The organism is Reyranella sp., from assembly GCF_036558665.1.
Classification (GTDB): domain Bacteria; phylum Pseudomonadota; class Alphaproteobacteria; order Reyranellales; family Reyranellaceae; genus Reyranella.
On record NZ_DATBFE010000185.1, the window covers coordinates 1 to 22,350 of the forward strand.

The following is a 22,350-nucleotide window of genomic DNA, read 5'->3' on the forward strand; positions in this document are numbered from 1 at the left end:
GATCTCAGGCAGGCAGCAATGGTGCGCATCAATCCGCCGACCGCCGAGCTGATGCTGTCTGACTTCGTCGATCTCAAGGGCGGTGAATGGGTGATCCAGAACGTCGCGAACTCGGCGGTCGGGCGCCTTGCGATCGTGCTGGCGCATGAGCGTGGGCTGCGCACGGTGAACGTCGTGCGGCGGGCCGAGCTAGCGGACGAGTTGAAGCAACTCGGCGCCGACCTCGTGCTGGTCGACGGCGACGATCTCGCGGCACGGGTCGCGCGCGAGACCGGCGAAGCGCCGATCAGGCTCGGGCTGGAGGCGGTCGGCGGCAAGGCGACCGGCCGCATCGCCGACTGCCTCGCGAGCGATGGCACGCTGGTGCACTATGGCTCCATGAGCGGGGAGAATCCCGAGGTCAGCCGCTCCAACTTCATCTATCGCGGCATAAGGCTCACCGGCTTCATGCTCGGGCGCTTCCTCGCACGCCGCAAGCCCGAGAAGATCCGCGAGATCTATGCCGGGCTCGCAGGGCAGGTACTTGAAGGAAAGCTCGGCGCCGCGGTGGACACGGTCTATCCGATCGACAAGATCAAGGAGGCGCTCGCACATGCCGACCGGGGCGGGCGCAATGGCAAGATCCTGGTCAGCCCCGGCGGGGCGATCTGAGTGCAAGGAGGAAAGAAATGAGTTCCGACGTCGCCGAAATCGAGAAAGTGCTGCAGGTCTATTTCGATGGCCTGTACGAAGGAGACACGAAGAAACTCGGACAGGCGTTCCATCCGGCGGCGCACCTTTACAGTGCCGGTGCCGATGGCAAGGCGGCCGATCTGCCGCGCGCCGACTGGTTCAAGGGCGTGGAAAGCCGGCCCTCCGGCAAGGCGAAGGGAAGCGAACGACGCGATCGCATCGTGTCGATCGATTTCTCCGGCCCGGCGACCGCCTTCGCCAAGGTCGAGTGCCAGCTACCGCCGCGTTACTTCACCGACTACCTCACGCTCCTGAAGGTCGAGGGCCGCTGGCAGGTCATCGCCAAGGCCTTCCATGCCGTGACTAAGGAGTAACAAGAAAGATCCCTCAGCTTCGCCTCGCGATGACAACAACATTTGTGTCATCCGGAATCGCGCTTGGGAATCTGCAGGCCCGAGCCAGCGATCTTCGATTCCCCTACATCTTCTTCCAGTCGCCGTCCTGCTCGAAGGCATGGGCGGCGCGGTAGACGGTGGCTTCGTCGTAGTCCTTGCCGATCAGCATCAGGCCGACAGGCAAGCCGTCGCTCATGCCGCAGGGCAGGGTCATCGCCGGATGGCCGGTGACATCGAACGGAGCCGTATTGCCGACCATCTCGAAGGCGCGCTGGATGTAGAGCGGCAACGGGCTGTCCGGAGCAGGAATGGGCGTGGCCTTCATCGGCAAGGTCGGCATCAGGAGCAGATCGTACTTGCCGAGCACCGAATCGTAGGCGGCCTTGAGCTTGCGGGCGAGGTTCTGCGCCTTGGCGTAGTAGTGCCCGCGATAGTGCTTCAGGAAGTACTCGCCGACGAACATCGAGATCTTCAGGCTGTCGGACAGCTCGTTCGCGCGGGCACGCCAGCCGGCATGGGCGTCGAGCAGGCTGGTCGTATAGAGACCCTTCCAGTTGAAACCCATGCCGTTGCCGCGCATCATCTGCGCCTGCAGGCCTTCCAGCGCGATGGGCGTCCAGATGGCTGGCCCGACGCGGTGCATGGCAATGCTGACCTGATCTACGGTCGCGCCGAGTCTGGCGAAGCGCTCGGCGCCCGCTCTCACGCGCTCGTCGACGTCCTTCTCCGAATTGGCATGACCGAAGCCTTCGTTCACGACGGCGATGCGCAGCCCCTTTGCGGGCCTGCCCAGCGCCTCGGTGTAGCGGGCCGTCCTCGGCGCGTACTGGCGCGGATCGAGGCCGTCGGCGCCGGCCAACACCTCGAGCAGCAGCGCATTGTCGCTCACCGTCGCGGTCATGGGGCCGGTATGGTCGATGGTGGACTCGATCGGCATCACGCCGGTGTAGGGAACGAGCCCGTGCGTCGCCTTCATGCCGTAGATGCCGCAGAAGGAGGAAGGGATGCGGATCGAGCCGCCCTGGTCGCCGCCGATCGCCATATCCACCTCGCCCCCCGCAACGAGGGCACCGCTGCCCGACGACGACCCGCCGGCGGAGTAGCCCATCTTGTGCGGATTGTGGACCGGACCGAGCGCATTGGTGTGGCTGCCGCCCGAGAGGCAGAAGAACTCGCAATGCGCCTTGCCGGCGATCGTGGCACCGGCATCGAGCATGCGGGTCACGATCGTGGCGTCGATGTCGGGCACGTAGCCTTCGAGTGTCGAGGCGCCGTTCATCATCGGCACGCCGGCCAGGCAGACATTATCCTTGAGCGCCACCGTCTTGCCGACAAGCTTGCCGGATGACGCGCCCTTGACGGTCGTCTTCACGTACCAGGCATTGTACTTGTTCTCGTCGCCTTCGGGCCGGTACCCCGGCGTGCGCGGATATTTTACCTCGGGCTTGTAGTCCGGCATCGCCTCCAGGAGATCGTAGGCGTCGAAATTCCCCTGCATCAGGCCGAGAAACTCCGCCGCCCGCTCGTCGGTGAGGGGAATGGCGAGGTCGTCGGCGATCGCCTTGAGCTCGGCCAGCGTGGCGCGCTTGACGGTCATGGACTCCTCCTCCTTGTTCCTGTCGCGGCGTGGAGTATGCGTCGAGGAAAGTTTACTTGAAAAGTAAAATAACGCCGCCATAGACTGCGTCCGACCGACGAGGAGAGCGATCGAATGACGACAGCGCCGCGGCTGCCGACTGCCGCCGAGATCCTGGACCTCGCGCAGGGCTTCGGCATGACGCTCACCGAGGCGGACGCGGACTCCTTCCGGGGCTTGATGGTGGGATCGATGGCGTCCTATGCGCGCCTCGACGAGCTTGCCGAACCGAAGCTGCCGGTGCGCTATCCGCGCTTGCCCGGCCATCGACCTGGACCGCAGGAGAACCCGCTGAACGCCTGGTACTGGAAGTGCGAGATCCGCGGCGCGGCAACCGGTCCGCTCGCCGGTAAGAAGATCGCAGTGAAGGACAATATCTGCGTCGCGGGCGTGCCGATGATGAACGGCTCGCGCGTGCTCGAGGGCTATGTGCCCGACGTCGACGCGACGGTGGTGACGCGCATCCTCGATGCCGGCGGCACGATCGTCGGCAAGGCGGCGTGCGAGGATCTCTGTTTTTCTGCCGGCAGCCACACCTGCGCCACCGGCCCGATCCGCAATCCGCACAGTCCGCAGCACTCGGCCGGCGGTTCGTCGGGCGGCAGTGCTGCTCTGGTTGCTGCGGGCGAGGTGGAGATGGCGCTGGGTGGCGATCAGGGCGGTTCGATCCGCACACCGTCGGGCTGGTGCGGCGTCTATGGCCTGAAGCCCACGTGGGGCCTCGTGCCGATGACCGGCGGCATGCCGATCTCCTACTCTGTAGATCACTGCGGACCGATCTGCGACAGCGTCGAAAACGTGGCGCGGCTCCTGGCCGTCATTGCCGGCCCCGACCCGCATGATCCGCGCACCGTCGGTGCCCGGGTGGGCGATTTCGTAGGCGCGCTCGGGCAGCCGGCCAAGGGCTTGCGCATCGCGGCGCTGAAGGAGGGCTTCGGCCACGAGACCGGCAATCCGCTGACGCCGGACACCGGCAAGAAGGTACGCCTTGCGCTCAGCAAGCTCGAGGACGCGGGCGCAGCGGTCGAGGAGGTGTCGATCCCTCTGCATCTCGACGGCCCGCACATCTGGACGGGCATCATCTTGGAGGGCGCGGCCGAGATGATGATCAAGGGCTATGCGTTGGGCAACAATTGGGCTGGTTACTACACGACCTCGCTTCAGGAGGCCTTCGCGCGTGGCTGGCGGTCACGGCCGGACGACGTGTCCGAGACGGTGAAGCTCGTTCTCCTGCTCGGCGAATACATGCACCGCAACTATCACAATCGCTACCACGCCAAGGCGCAGAACTTGCGTGTCCTGCTGCGCCGCGCCTATGACGAGGTGCTGGCGCGCTACGACGTGATCGCGATGCCGACGCTGCCATTCCCGGCGACGAAGATCCCGGCGCCCGACTGCAGCCGTGAGAACTATGTCGATCTCGCCCTCAACATGCAGCAGAACACCTGCCCGTTTGACGCGAGCGGGCATCCGGCCTTCACAGTGCCTTGCGGCAAGGTTGCCGGCCTGCCGGTCGGCCTGATGCTGGTCGGCAAGCATTTCGACGAGGCGACCCTGATCCGCGCCGGCCATGCGTTCGAGCGGCTTGGCGATTGGAAAAAGACGTAGGAATAAAGGTCCCTCGTCTTCACCCTAGGATGACGATTTTGGTTTGGCGCAAGGCGAACGCCAGAGAAGCGATGTCGCTCCGAGCGCAGGGGCCGTTTCCGGATTGAAGGCCGCGAGTCCAGCGCTCAAGCCGTGTGTTCGATGAGGCCCTCGATCAGGCGCTTGAGCTCCTCGGCCTGGCGGTTGCCATAGCTCTCGACGATCTCTGCCTGGTGCAGGTTGGCGAGCCGGTTGAGGCGCTGGATCACGGCGCGGCCGCGCTCGGAGATGAAGATGAGAACGCGCCGTCCGTCGCTCTTGTCGGCGCGGCGATAGACCAGCGCGCCCGAGACCATGCGATCGATAGTCTTGGTGAGTGTCGGATGGTTGAGCAGCGCAACCTCGGCAAGGTCGCCCATCGAGCGCCCATTCTTCTCGGCGAGCAGCTTGAGGATCCGCCACTGCTCGACCGGCACTCCCTCGGCGCGAAACTCCTGATCGAGCTGCCGGTTGAGTTGCCGTTCGGCCTGGGCGAGCAGGTAGGCCAAGTATTCGTTGATCGGAGGTGTCGTCGCCATTTCCAGTGTCTGCGCCAAGCGAAAGAGTTTAACTTTTCAAGGATTGATAGGGGTGCTACCGTCCATTGGCAAGATCGGAAGCGACCGTGGCGATGGGAACAGCGACCGGCAGGGCCGGTCGCGGCGCGGGCTGCGGCCGTTCCGGGATGGGGACGACACCACATGGTCGCTGCAGCCTCCGCATCGTCGATTGCGGCACGCGCAAGGTCAGCAGGAGCGTTCCTGCCCGGCGGCGCGCTCGATGCGGCTCCTTGGCTCCCGCGCCGGCGGCGCGATCGCCTTTGCATTGCGCTGTTGGCGCCGTTCAGCGGCCCCGCCGGACTTTGGGGACCATCGTGCCAGACCAGTGCCTTGCTGGCGGCGCGCGAGGTCAATGAGAGTGGCGGATTGCTCGGGCGTGAGCTCGAGCTCACCTTCATCGATGCCGGTCGCGATCCCGAAATTGTAACCGATGAGACCCTCGACCTCGTCGAGGGCGGGGCCGAGGCGGTGATCGGCATGCACATCAGCGCCGTCCGCCAGGCGCTGGTGCGTGCTCTCAGGGGCAGGGTCCCCTACGTCTATACGCCAGTCTACGAAGGCGGCGAGAAGGCGCCTGGTGTGTTCATGGTCGGTGAGACTCCCGCATTGCAGTTGAGGCCGTCGATCGCGTGGCTTGTCGGGCGACACGGAGCAAGGCGATGGTACCTCATGGGCAATGACTACGTCTGGCCGCGCGTCTCCCATCGCGCTGCCCGGCGCTACGTCGCAGCCGATGGCGGCGAGGTCGTTGGCGAAAGCTACGTACCCTTCGGCTGCGAGGACTATGACGCCTGCCTCGACTGCATCCGCAAGGCGCATCCCGACGCCATTCTCGTATCGATGGTCGGCAGCGACTGCGTGACCTTCAACCGTGCCTTCGCCGACGCCGGCCTCGACCGCCACATCCTGCGGCTGTCGGCAGCCAGCGAGGAGAACACGCTTCTGGGGATCGGCGCCGAGAACGCGGCCAACTTCTTCTTCGCTGCGGGCTATCTCTCGGGTCTGCAGACCGATGACAATCTGGCCTTTCTCGACCGTTATCACGGCGCGTTCGGCAGGGAGGCGCCGGTCCCGAACACGATCGGCCAGTCCTGCTACGAGGGCGTCCGGTTCTACGCCGAGTTGGGCCGCCGCGCGCAGGCGCTCGACATCGAGACGCTCGGCCGCGCCTCGCAGGACCTGAGCTACGTCGGCGCCCGCGGGCGGTCGCACATGATGGCGCGCCACTTGCATACCGATATCTATCTCGCCCAGGCGGACGGTCTCGATTTCCGCGTCGTTCAGCATTTTCCCGCTTGAACGCCGGGCGTCCTCCCGGGGTTATTTCTTGAAAAGTAAAATAAACTGACTTCTAATCAGCCGGCATCCGTCATCGGACGAGGCCAGGGAGCGAAGCATGAAGATAGCCCGCAGAAATCTCTTGAAGACATCGGCCGCCACCGCTGCCGCATTTTCCGCCAGTGCCGCGCTGAGTTCGCGCAGCTACGCCGCCGATCCGATCAAGGTCGCGAGCATTCACGACCTGTCCGGCGGGCTCGACATCTACGGCAAGCCGATGGTTGACGCGCTGACGCTCGCCATCGAGGAGACCAATGCCGGCGGCGGACTGCTCGGCCGCGAGCTCAAGCTGGTGAGCTACGATCCGCAGTCCAACATGCAGCTCTATACGCAGTATGCCCAGGACGCCGCCCTGAAGGAGAAGGTGGCGGTGGTTCACGGCGGCATCACGTCGGCATCGCGCGAGGTGATTCGGCCGGTTCTCGACCGCTTCAAGACTCTCTACTTCTACAACACGCAGTACGAGGGCGGTGTGTGCGACCGCAACCAGTTCGACACGGGCGTGACGCCGGCTCAGACGGTGCAGAAGCTCGTGCCTTATTCGATGAAGAAGTGGGGCAACAAGGTCTACATCGTGGCCGCCGACTACAACTACGGGCAGATCACCTCGGAGTGGGTGAAGAAGTATGTGAAGGACAATGGCGGCGAGACGGTGGCGACTGAATTCTTTCCGCTTGACGTCACGAACTTCGGCCCCTCGATCGCCAAGATCCAGGCGGCGAATCCAAACTTCGTCTGGTCGGCGCTGGTCGGCGGCGCGCACATCTCGTTCTACCGCCAGTGGGCCGCCGCCGGGATGAACAAGAAGATCCCGATGGCATCGACCACCTTCGCCGTCGGCAACGAGCACATCGTGCTGTCGCCGGAAGAGTGCAACGGCATGCTGATCTGCTACAACTACTTCCAGGATCTGAAGAACCCGCAGAACGCGGCGTTCATCGAGCGCTTCCACAAGCGCTTCGGCGCCAACTATCCCAACGTCACCGAGCTTGCCATGGGTACCTGGCAGGGCTTCCAGCTGTGGGCCACGGCGGTGAAGAAGGCGAACAGTGTCGATCGGATGAAGGTTATCGAAGCGCTCGAGACCGGCATCAGCATCGACGCGCCGAGCGGCAAGGTCACGATCGATCCGCCGACCCATCACTGCGTGCTCGACGTTCACATCGCGGAAGTGAAGGACAAGAAACTGAACGTGCTGGAGGATTTCAGCCAGCAACCGCCGGCCGATACCGCCGCCGTCTGCAACCTGAAGAAGAATCCGAACGACAACAAGCAGTATGTCATCAAGGCATGAGGCACCTTTCATCCCGACCGAAGCGGAGCGAGGTGGACCTTGCTTCAACGGCCGCAAATCGTTCGCGAGAAGATCCTTGCACGCCGCCTCGCTTCGCTCGGCTCCGGTCGGGACGACGGATAGGATTGTGATCGAGGGTAAGTAGGTGGATCTGGTCCTCGTTCTGGTCATCCAGGTGCTGTTTGCGATGGCGAGCCTGGCGCTGATCAGCGTCGGGCTGGCCGTCATCTTCGGGATGATGCGGGTCATCAACCTCGCCCACGGCGAGTTCCTGATGCTGGGCGGCTACAGCGCCATCGTCGCCAACCAGCACGGCATCAATCTCTGGATCGCGATGCTGGTTGTGGCGCCCCTCGTCGTGGGCGCTATTGGGGTTCTGGTGGAACGCACGTTGATCCGCTTCCTGTACGGCCGGATGATTGACACCATGCTTGCGACTTGGGGGCTGAGCCTGTTCCTGATCGGCCTGATCACCGGCATCTTCGGCAACACGACGGTCGGCATCTCGGCGCCGCTTGGCGGCATGGCTATCGGCAACTACCGCACCAGCATCTATGGCCTCGTGGTTATCGCCATCACGGCAGTACTGCTGGTCGCCATTTATCTCGTGCTTCGGCATACGCGAGTGGGCCTGTTGGCCCGCGGCACCATGCAGAATCCGAACATGGCGGCGGCACTGGGGCTGAGCCCGCCCAAGGTCTATGCCGTGACCTTCGGCGTCGGTGCGGCATTGTCGGGGCTCGCCGGGGCGCTGATCGCGCCGATCTCCGGCGTGTTTCCGACGATCGGCATTGCCTACATCGCCAAGGCCTTTATCACGGTGATCGGCGGCGGCGCGGCGATTCTCAGCGGCACGGTCACGGCCGCGGCCCTGTTCGGTGCCATACAGGAGGTGGCGACCTATTTCACGACGCCGGTGTTCGGCGTGGTCATTACACTGGCGGCGGCGATCGTACTCATTCGCCTCCTGCCGCAGGGCATCACCGGCCGCTTCTTCAAGAGGTGGCTGTGAGTGCGCGAACCTGGAACGTCGCCGGACTGGCCCTGGTCGGAGTGATCGGTCTTGTCGCGATGATCGGTTTGCCACAGTGGCTGGAACTCAGTTCGCTCCTCGACGTCACCGTCTACCTGATCCTCGCCATCCTGGCGCTCAGCCTGGCTGTGGTTTGGGGCTACGGCGGCATCCTCTGCTTCGGGCAGTCGGCCTTCTTCGGCCTTGGCGCCTACGCCTACGCCATCGCGATGTTCAATATCGGCGAGAGCACGATCCCCTTCGTCCTGGCGATCGCGCTGCCGGCGGCGTTCGCCGCCTTGCTGGGCTACTTCATGTTCTATGGCCGCATCAGCGACGTCTATCTGGGCGTGATTACGCTCACGGTCACGCTGATCCTGTTCAACGCGGTGAATTCGACGGCCGGCCCCGAATATCGCATCGGAGAGGCGCGGCTCGGTGGCTTCAACGGCATCCCCTCGATCCCGCCACTCAACTGGCCGGGCGTTCCGGACAGCGCGCTCGATCTCAACGATCTCTTCTATGTGTCCATCGTGCTTCTGCTCGCGGTCTATTTCGGACTGCGTTGGCTGCTGGTGAGCCGCTTCGGCCGTGTCATGGTGGCGATCCGCGAGAACGAGCAGAGGACGGGGTTCCTGGGCTACGATGCACGGCTGTACAAGCTCGGGACCTTCGCGCTGGGCGGCGCGCTCGCGGGCCTCGCGGGATGCCTGTTCGCAAACTGGGGCGCTTTCGTCAGCCCGACAATCTTCGGCCTGGGACAGTCGGCGCAAATCATCATATGGGTCATCGTCGGAGGGCGCGGCACTCTGATCGGACCGGTGGTGGGCTGCATCGCGATCCAATGGCTGACCGCCTATCTCGGTAGTGCGCAGCTGTCGAAGGCATCACTGACGCAGATTGTCGGCCCGACTGTCGCCAACGTGCTGTCTTCCACTCTGGGCATCGCCGACTTCAGCAATACGAACCTGGTCCTGGGCGCCGTCCTGCTCGCCTTCGTGCTGCTGGTACCGAGGGGCGTGATGCCGACACTGCGCGACCTCGTCCGTCTACCCTTCGCCCGCCGCCGGCCGGCCCGCGACCTGGTGCCCGACAAGGCGGAGGGCACGACATGACAGAGCGCGCGCTTCTGCTCGAGACCATGGATCTCGGCATGCGTTTCGGCGGCGTCGAGGCCGTGAGCGGCGTCAACTTCCGCCTCACCGAGGGCGAGCTGCGCTGCCTGATCGGGCCGAACGGCGCGGGCAAGAGCACGTTCTTCAAGCTTCTGACCGGACAACTGTTTCCGACAAGCGGCAAGGTGCTTTATCGCGGTCGCGACATCTCCGGCGCCGAGACGCACGAGGTCGCCCGCCTCGGCATCGGCATAAAGACCCAGGTGCCGAGCGTGTTCGATGGCTTGAGCGTACGCGAGAACATCTGGATCGCCGCATGCCGTGGCCGGTCGACGCGGCGCGCCAACGAGACGGTCGACACCATATTGTCCCGCATCGCGATGGTTGGCGCGGCTGATCGCGTGGTCGGCCAGCTGGCGCACGGCCAGCGACAATGGCTGGAGCTCGGCATCGTGCTTGCCGCCGAACCCGAGCTCATCCTGCTCGACGAGCCGGCCGCGGGGATGACCCATGAGGAAGTCGCGCGGACGGCGGAGCTCATTCGGGAGATCAACCGCACCCGGTCCCTGATCGTGGTCGAGCACGACATGCAGTTCATTCGCATGATCGCATCCAAGGTGACCGTCCTCGATCGCGGGCGCGTGCTGGTCGAGGATTCGATGGAGAACATCCTGCGTCATCCCACAGTGCGCGACGTCTATCTCGGCAAGCGGGTCGCTGCGTGATGCTTGCGGTCCGCGACCTCCATGCATCCTATGGGCGCATTCCGATCCTGCACGGCGTGACGTTCGCCGTGGCGGAAGGCCAGTCGGTCGGCGTTCTCGGCCACAACGGGATGGGCAAGACGAGCCTCTTGCGGGCGCTCATGGGTTTTCTGCCGGCGGCCGGCGGCACCGTCGCCCTCGACCGGTCCGAAATCACCGACTGGCCGCCCTTCCGGCGTGCGCGTGCCGGGATCGGCTATGTGCCTCAGGGGCGTGACATCTTTCCGAACCTGTCCGTGCTCGACAATCTGCGCATGGGTTGCGCCAAGGAAGCCGGCTCCGACGCGCCCGTGATCGGGGCAGTGCTGGACGAGTTCCCGCGACTGAAGCCGCTGCTGGACCGGCTCGGCGGCGCCCTGTCGGGTGGCGAGCAGCAACTGCTCGCCATCGCGCGCTGTCTCTGCGGCAAGCCGGCGGTCTTGCTGCTGGACGAACCGACCGAGGGCATCCAGCCGTCGATTATCGACGAGATCATCGAGCTCCTGGCGCGGCTGAAGCGGAGCCGCCGGCTGACCATGGTCCTGGTCGAGCAGAACCTCGAGTTCATCGCCGCTCTCTCGGACCGCATTCTGCTGATCCAGAAGGGCCGGATCACCCGCGAGGTGGCGCCGGACAACTTGCAGGATCCCGACCTGATCGGCGAATTCGTCGGCGTGGAAAGGTAGCACAGGCCGGCTGCGCGGCCCGCGTCGTGCTCGGCGAGCTACTCGGCCGCGTCGGCCGCCACCTGGACCTTCACCATCTTGTCCTGCGGAGCGGAAACGCTGCCCGACTGGCCGGCGCCCTTCTTGATCTTGTCGACGAACTCCATGCCCGAGGTGACTCGGCCCCAGACCGTGTACTGGCCATCAAGGAAGTTCGAATCCTTGAAAACAATAAAGAACTGGCTGCGCGCGCTGTTGGGGTCGCTGGTGCGCGCCATCGACACGGCGCCGCGCGTGTGTGGCTCCTTGTTGAACTCCGCCGACAGCATCTCGCCCATGCCGCCCGAGCCGGTGCCGGTGGGATCGCCGGTCTGGGCCATGAAGCCGTCGATGACGCGATGGAAGACAATGCCGTCATACTTGCCTTCGCGCGCAAGCTTCTTGATCTGCGCCACGTGCCGGGGCGCGATATCGGGGCGCATCTCGACTACGACGCGGCCGTCCTTGAGGTCGATATAGAGCGTGTTTTCCTTGTCCATGGGCGGCTCCTTGAAAAAGAGTTGGTCGAGGATCAGGACTTCTCGTCGGCTGCGACGCGCACCTTGATCATCTTGTCCTGCGGCGGCGCCACGATGCCCGACTGGCCGGCACCCTTCTTGATCTTGTCGACGAACTCCATGCCGGAGACGACGCGGCCCCACACCGTGTACTGGTGGTCGAGGAACTTCGAGTCCTTGAGCACGATGAAGAACTGGCTGCGTGCGCTGTTGGGATCCTGGGTACGGGCCATCGATACGGCGCCGCGCGTATGCGGCTGGTCGTTGAATTCGGCGGGGAGCGGATCACCCATGCCGCCCGAGCCGGTGCCCGTCGGGTCTCCGGTCTGCGCCATGAAGCCGTCGATCACGCGATGAAAGACGATGCCGTCGTATTTATGGGCGCGGGCCAGCTCCTTGATGCGCGCCACGTGCCTGGGTGCGAGCTTGGGATACATTTCGACAACGACACGTCCGTCTTTGAGATCGATGTAGAGCGTGTCCTCGAGGTCGGCCGCGCGGGTCGTGCCGGCCGATAGCAGGGCAAGGGCGACCAGGGCTGCAATGGAAACCAGACGCATACGAATCGTTTACTCCTGTGCCGCTGGAGCCGTCGTGTCGGACGGCGGGCGCGACCATACCGGCCGGCAAACGAAAGACAAGTAGGTCGGGATGGGCCCGGTGCCGGTCACAGGAATGGCTTACGACTGCCACAGTAATCTCTCGGGGCCTGTAACTTTTGGCGTGGCGCGGTGCCATTCATGATGGCAGAAAGATGAAGCGATCAGGTTGGGAGCCGACAGCAATGGCGGTACTGGTCGTGGTGTGGGAACGTTTTTTAATGGATTGATCGATGGCCGCCTCGAGCGGTGGGGATCGTCCTCCCGAAGAGGACCGGTCACCCCTGAGATCATTGCGAGAGAGCGTGGACGCGGCCGGTAACGGCCAGCGCGCCGAACCGCGGGCGCTCGACGAGATCCTTCCCGAGCGTGGCGACGCCGCCCGCGCCCGCGACATGCAGGCGACGTGGCACGCATTCTGCCTGGAGCGCTACGACATGGTGCGCGCGGCGCTCGGCAGTGGCCGCACGCCGCCGGAGATCGCCTATCAGTTGGGCGAGCTCGTCCATACCTACTTCCGTCCGCGCGGTATCACCCTCACCAGCCACGAGCTGCGGCGGCTGGTCGCCGAACTGCTGGAGCCTGCCGACCGCACCCGGCCGCCGGCGGCGGCCGAATCCGTGCCCGCGCCGCCGCCCGAGCAGACGACACCGCCGGTCGGGGAACCGTCGCCGCCACGGTCGCCAGCCGCGGTCCAGGAACAGCCTGCGCCGTCACCCGAACCGCCGCCACGAGTGCCAGAGCCGGCGCCCTCGGCGCCCGCTGCCGAACCGACCATTGAGCGGCAAAAGCCCGACGATTCCGGCCTTGTGAGTTTCGGCGAATCGTCTGCTCCCGAGGCGAGCGCGTGGACCGGCGACGAGGCGCCGCCGCGCGAATCGCCGGTGGCGACGACCGTCCCGGACCAGGCGTTCGAGGCGCCGACCTCACCACTGGTGACCGTGGCCGATCGGGAGGCGCTGGGTGTGGAACGCGTGCTTGCGCATACGCTCGACCTTGCCAAACCGCGCCTCGCTGTGCCGTCCGGCGGCCGCGTCGGCCGCGACGAAGCGTTGCGCGCCATCGATGCGGCGATGGACGAGGTGATCCGTACCGAGCGCCTGCCGGCCTTGGCGCCGGACGTCCGCCAGCATCTGGTGCTGGTGGCGCTGAGCGAGATTTCCGGGCTCGGTCTGGTCGACAGGCTGTGGGCCGATCACACGATCCGCGCAGTCTTTATCAACGGACCGAAGGCGGTCTTCGTAGAGCGCGACTCGGGTGGCCTGGCGCCGGCCGCCGAAGTGTTCCACGACCAGGCGCACCTGCTCGAATTGGTGAACCGCCTGGCTGAGAAACCGGCCAATGCAGTGGCCGATTTTCAGCTCCGCGATGGTGCCAGCGGTACCGTGATCTTCCCGCCGGCCGCGCCCGAGGGGCCTGTGCTGACGCTGCGTCGCGCCGAGCCCGGCACGGCGACCTTCGCTCGCCTGATGGCCTCGGAGGTGCTGGATCAGAAGACTGCGGCGCTGTTACGCGTGGCGGTGCGGGCGCGACTCAACATCCTGATCCTGGGACCGGCGGGCGCCGGCAAGACGGCGATGCTGGCGGCGCTGGGGCGTGATCTCGAGACGGCAATGCGCATGGTCACGGTGGCGCGCCATCGCCAGTTCCGCTGGCCGGCCGCGACCAAGGTCGAACTCGTCGCCTCGCAGGAGACGCCCTATCCAGTGCTGCTGGGCGCGGTCGAACGGCTGCGACCGGAGATCTTGCTGCTCGATTCACTGCAGCGCTCGGAGACCGAAGCGCTCGGGGTCTTGGCCGCTCGCGGCCCGCGTGGCGTTGTCGCGGCCTGTGAGCCGGGTGTCGCTGCCGCCGACTTCACGCGCACCGTGGATCTCCTGGTGCGGCTCGGCCGCAGCCGCGACGGGATCTATCGCGCGCTCTCGATGGAGGATGCGGCGGGTGCGGCGGTGTTCGTGCACGAGGACGGCCGTTTCGTCTGCCGCACGCGTCATCCTGCCTTCGCACCGAAGGTCCAGGCGGCGGGCTTCGCCGAGCATCTCGCGACGTTGTTGCGGTAGGATTCACGCTTCATCGGACAACGCGCATCTTGCCCACCCATGAGCGGGCCGGAAGTCCGCGCTCCGCTTGAGGAGTGCGACTGGCCGCCACATACCGGCCATCATCGAAAACCCGTTACGACAACCCGCCATATCTGGTACTAACCGCTTTGAATTGCGGGGGATTTTGCGAGTCGGAACCCTTTCGGGAGACGGCACGCTGAAGGGACGGTTGCATGATCGGCAAGCGCGTATCGGGTTTTCTCGGGCTTCCAGCGGCGATCGCGGGGCTCGGCCTTGCGGGCGGCGCCAACGCGCAGCCGGTGGTCGGCATCCCGCACCAATGGCAGATGGCCTTTCCGCCGTCCTACACGACGGTGATGGACAAGGTCGAATCGCTGCACAACCTCCTGCTGGTCATCATCACCCTGATCTCGCTGTTCGTGCTGGCGCTCCTGCTCTACGTGGTGTTCCGCTTCCACGCCTCGCGCAACCCGACGCCAAGCATGGTCACCCACAACACGGTGCTGGAGATCGCCTGGACGATCGTCCCGATACTGATCCTGGTCGTGATCGCCATCCCGTCCTTCCGCCTGCTGTATTACAGCGACAAGGCTCCCGACGCCGCCATGACCGTCAAGGTGACAGGGCACCAGTGGTACTGGCAGTACGAGTATCCGGACCAGGGCAACTTCTCGGTCGACAGTCGCATTTTGGCAGAAGCGGACCGCGTCAAGCAGAAGCCGCAGGTCCCGCGGCTGCTGGCGGTCGACAACGAGATGGTGATCCCGGTGAACACCACGATCCGGATCATCGGCACCGGCGCCGACGTCATGCACGCCTGGACGGTACCGGGTTTCGGCATCAAGAAGACCGTGATTCCCGGCCGCCTCAACGAGGGCTGGATCAATGTCGAGCACGAGGGCTACTACTTCGGCGAATGTTCGCAGATCTGCGGCAATAACCACACGTACATGCCGATTGCGGTGCGCGTGGTTTCCAAGGCCGAGTTTGACAATTGGGTCGAGCAGCAGAAGAAGGCCGCCGGGTTGACTGCGCCCACGGGTCTTGCCTCCGCCACTATTCCCGCCAACCGCTAAAGCTCTTCTCCGCAGGAGACACCAATGGCCACCGCGTACGGCGCCGCCGCTCCCAGCCATCACGATGAACACCATACCCCCACCGGCATCAAACGGTGGCTGTACAGCACGAACCACAAGGACATCGGCACGATGTACCTGGTGTTCGCGGCTATCGCCGCGTTCATCGGGGGTGCTTTCTCGATATTGATCCGGCTCGAGCTGCTGGAGCCCGGCGTTCAGTTCTTCAACACCGCCGACGGCACCCCCGACGGGCACTTGTATCAGACAATCGTCACGGCGCACGGCCTGACCATGGTGTTCTTCGTGGTCATGCCTGCGCTGATCGGAGGGTTCGGCAACTGGTTCGTGCCGCTGATGATCGGCGCTCCGGACATGGCCTTCCCGCGCATGAACAACATCAGCTTCTGGCTGCTGCCGCCGGCCTTCCTGCTGCTGCTGCTGTCCGCTGTCATCGGCGGCGGCGTGGGCACCGGCTGGACGATCTATCCGCCGCTCACAGTCCAGCAGGGCGCCGGCATGGATCTGGTGATCTTCTCGCTGCACCTTGCCGGCGCGTCCTCAATCCTGGGCGCCATCAACTTCATCACCACCATCTTCAACATGCGCGCGCCCGGGATGACCCTGCACCGCATGCCGCTGTTCGCCTGGTCGATTCTGGTGACGGCCTTCCTGCTGCTGCTCGCCCTTCCGGTCTTGGCCGGCGCCATCACGATGCTGCTGACCGACCGCAATTTCGGCACGCACTTCTTTGATCCGGCCGGCGGCGGCGACCCGACGCTGTTCCTGCACCTGTTCTGGTTCTTCGGCCATCCCGAAGTGTACATCATGATCTTGCCGGCCTTCGGCATCGTGAGCCAGATCGTGTCGACCTTCTCGCGCAAGCCGATCTTCGGTTACCTCGGCATGGCTTATGCGATGGTGGCGATCGGCGTCGTCGGCTTCGTCGTGTGGGCGCACCACATGTTCACGGTTGGCATGGACGTCGACACCCGCGCCTATTTCGTCGCCGCCACGATGGTGATCGCGGTGCCGACCGGCGTGAAGATCTTCTCGTGGATCGCCACGATGTGGGGCGGCTCGATCCGCCTCGAGGTGCCGATGCTGTGGGCAATCGGCTTCATCTTCCTGTTCACCATCGGCGGCGTGACCGGCGTAGTGCTGGCCAACGCCGGCGTCGACTACTCGATGCACAACACCTACTACGTGATCGCGCACTTCCACTACGTGCTGTCCCTCGGAGCGGTGTTCGGCATGTTCGCCGGCTACTACTACTGGTCCGGCAAGATGACCGGCCGGCAGTATCCGGAGTGGGCGGGGCAAGTCCATTTCTGGACCTTCTTCATCGGCGTCAATCTGACGTTCTTTCCGATGCATTTCCTCGGGCTCGCCGGCATGCCGCGCCACTACGTCGACTATCCCGACGCCATGTGGGACTGGAACTTCATCGCCTCGATCGGCGCTTTTATCTCTTTCGCCTCGACCATCTTCTGGCTGATCTTCGTGGTGTTCGCCACCTTCCTCGCGGGCCGCAGGGTCGGCGCCAACTACTGGGGCGAGGGCGGCACGACGCTCGAATGGACGGTACCCTCGCCGCCGCCGTTCCACACCTTCGAGGAGCTGCCGCACATCTCTCCCGCGGCACATCACTGAGGGAAAGGAAGCGCAGGCACCGCGTGAAAGGCTCTTACAAAGCGGCGCCTTCGCCTTGAGGACATGAGCGACACGACACAGGGCTTTCTGGTGGCTACCGGCGCGCAGGCGACGCCCGCCCGCGTGCGTGACTATATCGCGCTCCTGAAGCCGCGCGTGATGTCGCTCGTAGTCTTTACCGGCCTGATCGGTGTCATGATTGCCCCCGCCCATCTGCATCCGTTTGAGGCGGCGCTGGCGGTGCTGGCGATCGCGCTGGGATCGGGGGCAGCCGGCGCCATCAACATGTGGTACGAGCGCGACCTCGACGCGCTGATGGCACGCACGCGCAACCGGCCGCTACCCTCGGGGCGCGTCGAGCCCGACGATGCACTGGGGCTCGGCGTGCTGCTGTCGATCTTCTCGCTACTCCTGATGTCGCTTGCCACCAACTTCGTGGCGGCGGCGCTGCTGGCGGCGGCGATTCTGTTCTACGTCTTCATCTATACCGTCTGGCTGAAGCGGCGCACGCCGCAGAACATCGTGATCGGGGGCGCTGCCGGCGCCTTTCCGCCGATGATCGGCTGGGCGGCTGCGACTGGTGACGTGTCGGCCGTGGGCGTCGCGCTCTTTCTGCTGATCTTTCTCTGGACGCCGCCGCATTTCTGGGCGCTGTCGCTCTATCGCAGTGACGACTATCGCCGCGCAGGCGTGCCGATGCTGCCGGTAGTGGCGGGCGCGCGCGAGACCAAGCGCCAGATGCTAATCTACACGCTGCTGCTCGTGCCGATCGCGCTGGCACCGACGCTGCTGGGCGCGGTGGGCTGGTTCTATGGCGCGGCCGCCGCCGCGATGAGCCTCGCCTTCGTTGGCCACGCGGTGCGCGTGTGGCGCACCGCCGACGACGAAACCGCTCATCCCGCGGCACGCCGCATGTTCCGCTTCTCGCTGCTCTACCTCGCCATCCTGTTCGCGGCGCTGCCGCTCGATCATGTGGCGGGACGGGTCCTGGGCGGATGACGATCGCCATGGCAGACGACGACCGCCGTCCCGGCGACAGCGACATGCATCGCCGGCAGCGGGGCAAGAACCTGGTCATGCTCGCGATCCTGCTGGCGATGGCCGCGATCTTCTTCGCTCTCACCATGGTGCGCATGAGGGGCAAGCTGTGAAAAGGCCGATCGATCGCAACGCACGTCTCGCCTGGACCATGGTGCTGGTGGTCGGCGGCATGCTGGGGCTGGCCTACGCGGCGGTGCCGCTCTACCAGGCCTTTTGCAAGGCAACCGGCTTCGCCGGCACGCCGCTCGTGGCGCAGTCGGACGACCACCCGGTGATCGCGCGCACGATGGTCGTGCGCTTCGACAGCAACACCGACTCCAACCTACCGTGGCGCTTCGAGCCGGAGCAGCGCGAGGTCACGGTTCATCTCGGCGAGCAGAAGCTCGTCTACTTCCGCGCCACCAACCTCTCGCAACGGCCGATCGTCGGCACGGCGACCTACAACATCACGCCGGAGGCCCCGGCCAAGTGGTTCAACAAGCTGCAATGCTTCTGTTTCACCGAACAGTTGCTGAAGCCCGGCCAGTCGGTCGACATGCCGGTACTGTTCTTCGTCGATCCCGACATGGACAAGGATCGACGCTACGATGACGTCCACACCGTCACGCTCTCGTACACCTTCTACGAGTCCAAGACGGAGCGGGCGAAGATCTTGCTCGGCAGTTTGGCCGCCGGGCATACCGGAAAGGGTGGATGACTATGTCCGAAGGCGCGCCTAAGCACCCCTATCACCTCGTCGATCCGAGCCCGTGGCCGGCGCTCGGCGCGCTGGGGGCGTTCATCATGATGTTCGGCTTCGCGCTCGGCATGCATCCGGAGATGCTGGGACCCGAGGTCGAGAGCGTCCTGAAGGCGATCAACTGGTGGATCCTCTTGCCCGGCCTCGCGATCGTTCTGCTCACCATGTACCTGTGGTGGGGCGACGTTATCGTCGAGTCGCGCACCTTCCACTCCGCCGTGGTCCAGATCGGCCTGCGCTACGGCATGATCCTGTTCATCGCCTCGGAAGTGCTGTTCTTCGCCGCGTTCTTCTGGGCGTTCTTCGATTCGGCACTCTATCCCAACGCGATGGATATGCCGGCACGGACGGAAGCCGACGGCGGGGTATGGCCGCCCAAGGGCGTGACCGTGATCGCGCCGTTCGACCTGCCGTTTATGAATACGCTGATCCTGCTGCTGTCCGGCACTACCGTGACCTGGGCGCATCACGCGATCCTCGAGAACAACAAGCGTGATGCCGTTCGCGGACTGCTGCTCACGGTCATCCTTGGCCTCTGCTTCACCGGCATCCAGGCCTACGAATATTTCCACGCGCCATTCGGCTTCCGCGACAATATCTATTCGTCGACCTTCTTCATGGCGACCGGTTTTCACGGCTTCCATGTGATGGTCGGCACGACCTTTCTGCTGGTCTGCCTGTTCCGTGCAATGAAGGGCCAGTTCAAGCCCAATCAGCATTTCGGCTTCGAGGCCGCGGCCTGGTACTGGCACTTCGTCGACGTGGTATGGCTGTTCCTGTTCTTCTGCATCTACTGGTGGGGCTCCGGCAACGCGCCGATCGCGCACCATTGAAGTGACTGGAACGTCTATGATCGGAACCGCCGGGCCCTCCCGGCGGTTCGTCTTTGGAGATCGCGCATGTCGGACTGGCCGCGCCCTTCGATGGTCGATGTCGTGCTGCGCGGCGCCTGCCCGCGCTGCGGGCGGGGCCGGCTGTTCAAGGGCATGCTGGGCATCGCCGACCGCTGCTCCGCCTGCGGGCTCGATCTCAGGGGACACGATGCCGGCGACGGGCCCGCGGTGTTCGTGATCCTGGGGCTCGGTGCCATCGTCATGCTGCTGGTCTTCTGGGTCGAATTCCGCTTCGAGCCGCCGTGGTGGGTGCACGTGCTGCTGTGGGTACCGCTCACCTTCTTCGCTGCGGCAGGAATGCTGCGGCTCCTGAAGGCCTGGCTGATTGCACAGCAATACATTCACCGCTCGACTTCGCTCGAAGAATAGCAGGCGAGGTACGACATGTTCAGACTGAGGCCGGCGTTCTGGCCCACCGTGATCTCGCTGCCGATCTTCATCCTGTGCATGGGGCTCAGCGTTTGGCAGCTCGAGCGGCGCGAGTGGAAATGGGGCATCCTCGATCGCATCGCCGCCAACCAGGCGGCGGCGCCGGTCACACTCGACGAGCTTCTGGAGGGCGATCCATTGGCGCATGAATACGGCAAGGTGAAGCTTTCCGGTGCGTTCCTGAACGACAGGGAGTTCTATCTGGCCGCCCGCTCGCTGAAGGACCGGGTCGGCATGCATGTGATCACGCCGGTGCGCACCGACAAAGGCCGGATCGTATTGTTCGACCGCGGCTGGATCCCGTCGGCCAGGAAGGATCCGAAGACCCGCGCGGCAAGCGAGATCGCGGGGCATGTCGATCTCGTGGGTGTCGTGCGCCGCAGCCAGATCAAGCATTACTTCGCGCCCGCCAACGATCCGGCGAAGAACTTCTGGTTCAATGTCGACGTGTCCACGATGCGTGAGATCGCGGGCGGCACGCCCGATCCCAGACTCGACAGCTTCTTTCTCGAGGCTGACGCCACACCCAATCCGGGCGGCGTGCCGGTCGGCGGCCAGACGCAGCTCGACATCCCCAACGACCACCTGCAATACGCCATCACGTGGTTCCTCATCGGGTTGGCGCTGGTCGGCGTCTATCTTGCCTACCACTGGGAGAACGGCTGGCTGACGGTGAACGGCCGCGCCAAGGTCAGGGGTTCGGCATGATCTCCAACGATCCTTACGCCGAGCTGGAGCGCCGCTTCGGCCGGCTGAGCGCCATCAACCGCGCCGGCGCGATCCTGAACTGGGACCGGTCGACCATGATGCCCGAGGGGGCGAGCGAGGATCGGGCCGATCAGCTCGCCACGCTGAACGTGCTCGCGCACGAGATCATGGTGGCGCCCGACATGCCGGCGCTGCTGGCGCGGGCCGAGGAGGGAAGGCCGATACTCGGTGTCTGGCAGTCCGCCAACTTGCGCGAGATGCGCCATGCGTGGACTCACGCCAACGCGCTGCCGGCCGATCTCGTCGAGGCGCGCACGCGTGCGGCCTCGACCTGCGAGATGGCCTGGCGCGAGGCAAGGAAGAGGGCCGACTTCAAGAGCCTGCTGCCCAGTTTGGCCGAGGTCGTGACGCTCACGCGTCGCGTCGGCGAAGCCAAGGCCGCCGCGCTCGGCTTATCGCTCTACGATGCCCTGCTCGACGAATATGAGCCGGGCGGTCGCAGCGCCCGCATCGACGCGCGGTTCGACGAGCTCGCGACTTTCCTGCCTGGCCTGCTGCAACGGGTGATGGAGCGGCAGAAGCTGGCCGGCGACCCACTGCCGCTCGACGGGCCGTTTCCGGTCGAGGCGCAGCGCGCACTCGGCGAGAAACTGATCCGTGCCATCGGCTTCGATTTTGCGCACGGCCGGCTCGACGTCTCGGCGCATCCGTTTACCGGCGGCACGCCCGACGACGTGCGCGTCACGACGCGCTACGACGAGGCCGATTTCGCCCGCGCGCTGATGGGCGTGCTGCACGAATGTGGCCACGCGCTCTATGAGCTCGGCCTGCCGCGCGACTGGCGGCGCCAGCCGGTCGGCGCGGCGCGCGGCATGGTGCTGCACGAGAGTCAGTCGCTCCTGATGGAGATGCAGGCCTGCCGCAGCGACGCCTTCATCGCCTTTGCGGCCCCGCTGATGCGCACTGCCTTCGGCAGGGCGGGCCCGGCCTGGGAGTCGAGCAACATCCATCGGCTCTACACGCGCGTCGCGCCCGGTTTGATCCGCGTCGACGCCGACGAGGTTACTTATCCGCTGCACATCATGCTGCGCTATCGGCTGGAGCGCGCGATCCTGGCCGGCGACCTCGCGCTCGCCGATCTGCCCGCTGCCTGGAACGACGGCATGGCGGAGCTGCTGGGCATCGTGCCGGCGGACGACGCCATGGGCTGCCTGCAGGACATCCACTGGCCCGATGGCGCGTGGGGATATTTCCCTACCTATACGCTGGGCGCGCTCGCCGCCGCGCAGCTCTTCGCGTCGGCCTGCAGAGCCGATGCGAGCCTGATGACAGCGATCGGCCAGGGCGATTTCGCGCCGCTTCTCGGCTGGTTGCGCATCAACGTGCATGGCAAGGGTTCGCTCGTCGACACCGATACGCTGCTCACCGAGGCAACCGGGGCGTCGCTTGGGACGTCGGCTTTTAAAGCCCATCTGGAAAGCCGCTATCTCCCGGCCTAGAAGGGCGCACCACTTCCTGCTCTGGGGGCAGCATGTC

General features: G+C 65.1%; 23 protein-coding genes. 19 read left to right on the top strand and 4 right to left on the bottom strand.

The window, feature by feature from the left end:
• Both VH499_RS25545 and VH499_RS25550 read left to right on the top strand, forming a co-directional pair.
• Positions 1-651, top strand: a 651-nt coding sequence (locus tag VH499_RS25545) for a zinc-dependent alcohol dehydrogenase family protein (RefSeq protein WP_332055599.1), incomplete at its 5' end; no start/stop codon positions are given.
• Positions 652-668: 17 nt separating this feature from the next.
• Complete coding sequence (locus VH499_RS25550; RefSeq protein ID WP_332055600.1) at positions 669-1,046, top strand: nuclear transport factor 2 family protein; 378 nt, start codon at positions 669-671, stop codon at positions 1,044-1,046.
• 103 nt (positions 1,047-1,149) lie between these two features.
• On the opposite strand, the gene VH499_RS25555 is transcribed toward VH499_RS25550, so the two are convergent.
• Positions 1,150-2,664, bottom strand: a complete 1,515-nt coding sequence (locus VH499_RS25555) for an amidase (protein ID WP_332055601.1) — start codon at positions 2,662-2,664, stop codon at positions 1,150-1,152.
• Positions 2,665-2,778: 114 nt separating this feature from the next.
• Between VH499_RS25555 and VH499_RS25560 the strand changes: the two genes are divergently transcribed.
• A complete protein-coding gene (locus VH499_RS25560) occupies positions 2,779-4,311 on the top strand; it encodes an amidase (protein ID WP_332055602.1) in 1,533 nt (510 codons plus the stop codon).
• 125 nt (positions 4,312-4,436) lie between these two features.
• Here the strand turns inward: VH499_RS25560 and VH499_RS25565 are convergent, their stop codons facing one another.
• Entirely contained in the window at positions 4,437-4,868 is a 432-nt protein-coding gene (locus VH499_RS25565) for a MarR family winged helix-turn-helix transcriptional regulator (RefSeq protein ID WP_332055603.1), read from the bottom strand.
• A 294-nt stretch (positions 4,869-5,162) separates the two neighbouring features.
• Here VH499_RS25565 and VH499_RS25570 point away from each other — a divergent pair, with 294 nt between their 5' ends.
• The 6 genes from VH499_RS25570 to VH499_RS25595 all read left to right on the top strand — a co-directional run bounded on the left by VH499_RS25570 (position 5,163) and on the right by VH499_RS25595 (position 11,077).
• Entirely contained in the window at positions 5,163-6,188 is a 1,026-nt protein-coding gene (locus VH499_RS25570; RefSeq protein ID WP_332055604.1) for a substrate-binding domain-containing protein, read from the top strand.
• 97 nt (positions 6,189-6,285) lie between these two features.
• Positions 6,286-7,521 (top strand): transporter substrate-binding protein, encoded by a 1,236-nt coding sequence (locus VH499_RS25575; RefSeq protein WP_332055605.1) that lies wholly within the window; start codon positions 6,286-6,288, stop codon positions 7,519-7,521.
• Positions 7,522-7,666: 145 nt separating this feature from the next.
• Positions 7,667-8,533, top strand: a complete 867-nt coding sequence (locus VH499_RS25580) for a branched-chain amino acid ABC transporter permease (protein ID WP_332055606.1) — start codon at positions 7,667-7,669, stop codon at positions 8,531-8,533.
• On the top strand, positions 8,530-9,648 hold the full coding sequence (locus tag VH499_RS25585; RefSeq protein WP_332055607.1) for an ABC transporter permease subunit: 1,119 nt from the start codon (positions 8,530-8,532) through the stop codon (positions 9,646-9,648). Before VH499_RS25580 ends, VH499_RS25585 begins: the two co-directional genes overlap by 4 nt.
• A complete protein-coding gene (locus tag VH499_RS25590) occupies positions 9,645-10,373 on the top strand; it encodes an ATP-binding cassette domain-containing protein (protein ID WP_332055608.1) in 729 nt (242 codons plus the stop codon). Before VH499_RS25585 ends, VH499_RS25590 begins: the two co-directional genes overlap by 4 nt.
• Complete coding sequence (locus VH499_RS25595) at positions 10,373-11,077, top strand: ABC transporter ATP-binding protein (protein ID WP_332055696.1); 705 nt, start codon at positions 10,373-10,375, stop codon at positions 11,075-11,077. Before VH499_RS25590 ends, VH499_RS25595 begins: the two co-directional genes overlap by 1 nt.
• 38 nt (positions 11,078-11,115) lie before the next feature.
• Here VH499_RS25595 and VH499_RS25600 read toward each other — a convergent pair whose 3' ends face one another.
• The gene (locus tag VH499_RS25600) at positions 11,116-11,595 is read right to left on the bottom strand and encodes a peptidylprolyl isomerase (RefSeq protein WP_332055609.1); all 480 of its coding nucleotides are present in this window, start codon (positions 11,593-11,595) and stop codon (positions 11,116-11,118) included.
• A 32-nt stretch (positions 11,596-11,627) separates the two neighbouring features.
• Positions 11,628-12,173 carry a peptidylprolyl isomerase gene (locus tag VH499_RS25605; RefSeq protein ID WP_332055610.1) on the bottom strand — a complete coding sequence of 182 codons (546 nt, stop codon included), beginning with the start codon at positions 12,171-12,173 and terminating at the stop codon, positions 11,628-11,630.
• A gap of 344 nt (positions 12,174-12,517) precedes the next feature.
• Here VH499_RS25605 and VH499_RS25610 point away from each other — a divergent pair, with 344 nt between their 5' ends.
• The 10 genes from VH499_RS25610 (at position 12,518) to VH499_RS25655 (ending at position 22,313) form a co-directional block, all read left to right on the top strand.
• Positions 12,518-14,272: an ATPase, T2SS/T4P/T4SS family gene (locus VH499_RS25610; protein ID WP_332055611.1), complete on the top strand. Its 1,755-nt coding sequence runs from the start codon at positions 12,518-12,520 to the stop codon at positions 14,270-14,272.
• 215 nt (positions 14,273-14,487) lie between these two features.
• Entirely contained in the window at positions 14,488-15,351 is an 864-nt protein-coding gene (gene coxB, locus VH499_RS25615; RefSeq protein ID WP_332055612.1) for a cytochrome c oxidase subunit II, read from the top strand.
• Positions 15,352-15,375: 24 nt separating this feature from the next.
• On the top strand, positions 15,376-17,004 hold the full coding sequence (gene ctaD / locus VH499_RS25620; RefSeq protein ID WP_332055613.1) for a cytochrome c oxidase subunit I: 1,629 nt from the start codon (positions 15,376-15,378) through the stop codon (positions 17,002-17,004).
• 63 nt (positions 17,005-17,067) lie between these two features.
• Entirely contained in the window at positions 17,068-18,003 is a 936-nt protein-coding gene (locus VH499_RS25625; RefSeq protein ID WP_332055614.1) for a heme o synthase, read from the top strand.
• An 8-nt stretch (positions 18,004-18,011) separates the two neighbouring features.
• Positions 18,012-18,155, top strand: coding sequence for a hypothetical protein (locus VH499_RS25630; RefSeq protein ID WP_332055615.1), 144 nt, complete (start codon positions 18,012-18,014; stop codon positions 18,153-18,155).
• Positions 18,152-18,742: a cytochrome c oxidase assembly protein gene (locus VH499_RS25635; protein ID WP_332055616.1), complete on the top strand. Its 591-nt coding sequence runs from the start codon at positions 18,152-18,154 to the stop codon at positions 18,740-18,742. Before VH499_RS25630 ends, VH499_RS25635 begins: the two co-directional genes overlap by 4 nt.
• Positions 18,739-19,617 (top strand): cytochrome c oxidase subunit 3, encoded by an 879-nt coding sequence (locus VH499_RS25640; RefSeq protein ID WP_414709839.1) that lies wholly within the window; start codon positions 18,739-18,741, stop codon positions 19,615-19,617. The genes VH499_RS25635 and VH499_RS25640 overlap by 4 nt, the downstream gene beginning before the upstream one ends.
• Positions 19,618-19,683: 66 nt before the next feature.
• Positions 19,684-20,046 carry a DUF983 domain-containing protein gene (locus VH499_RS25645; protein ID WP_332055617.1) on the top strand — a complete coding sequence of 121 codons (363 nt, stop codon included), beginning with the start codon at positions 19,684-19,686 and terminating at the stop codon, positions 20,044-20,046.
• 15 nt (positions 20,047-20,061) lie between these two features.
• Positions 20,062-20,814, top strand: coding sequence for an SURF1 family protein (locus VH499_RS25650; protein ID WP_332055618.1), 753 nt, complete (start codon positions 20,062-20,064; stop codon positions 20,812-20,814).
• On the top strand, positions 20,811-22,313 hold the full coding sequence (locus VH499_RS25655) for a carboxypeptidase M32 (RefSeq protein ID WP_332055619.1): 1,503 nt from the start codon (positions 20,811-20,813) through the stop codon (positions 22,311-22,313). The genes VH499_RS25650 and VH499_RS25655 overlap by 4 nt, the downstream gene beginning before the upstream one ends.
• Positions 22,314-22,350 lie beyond the last annotated feature (37 nt).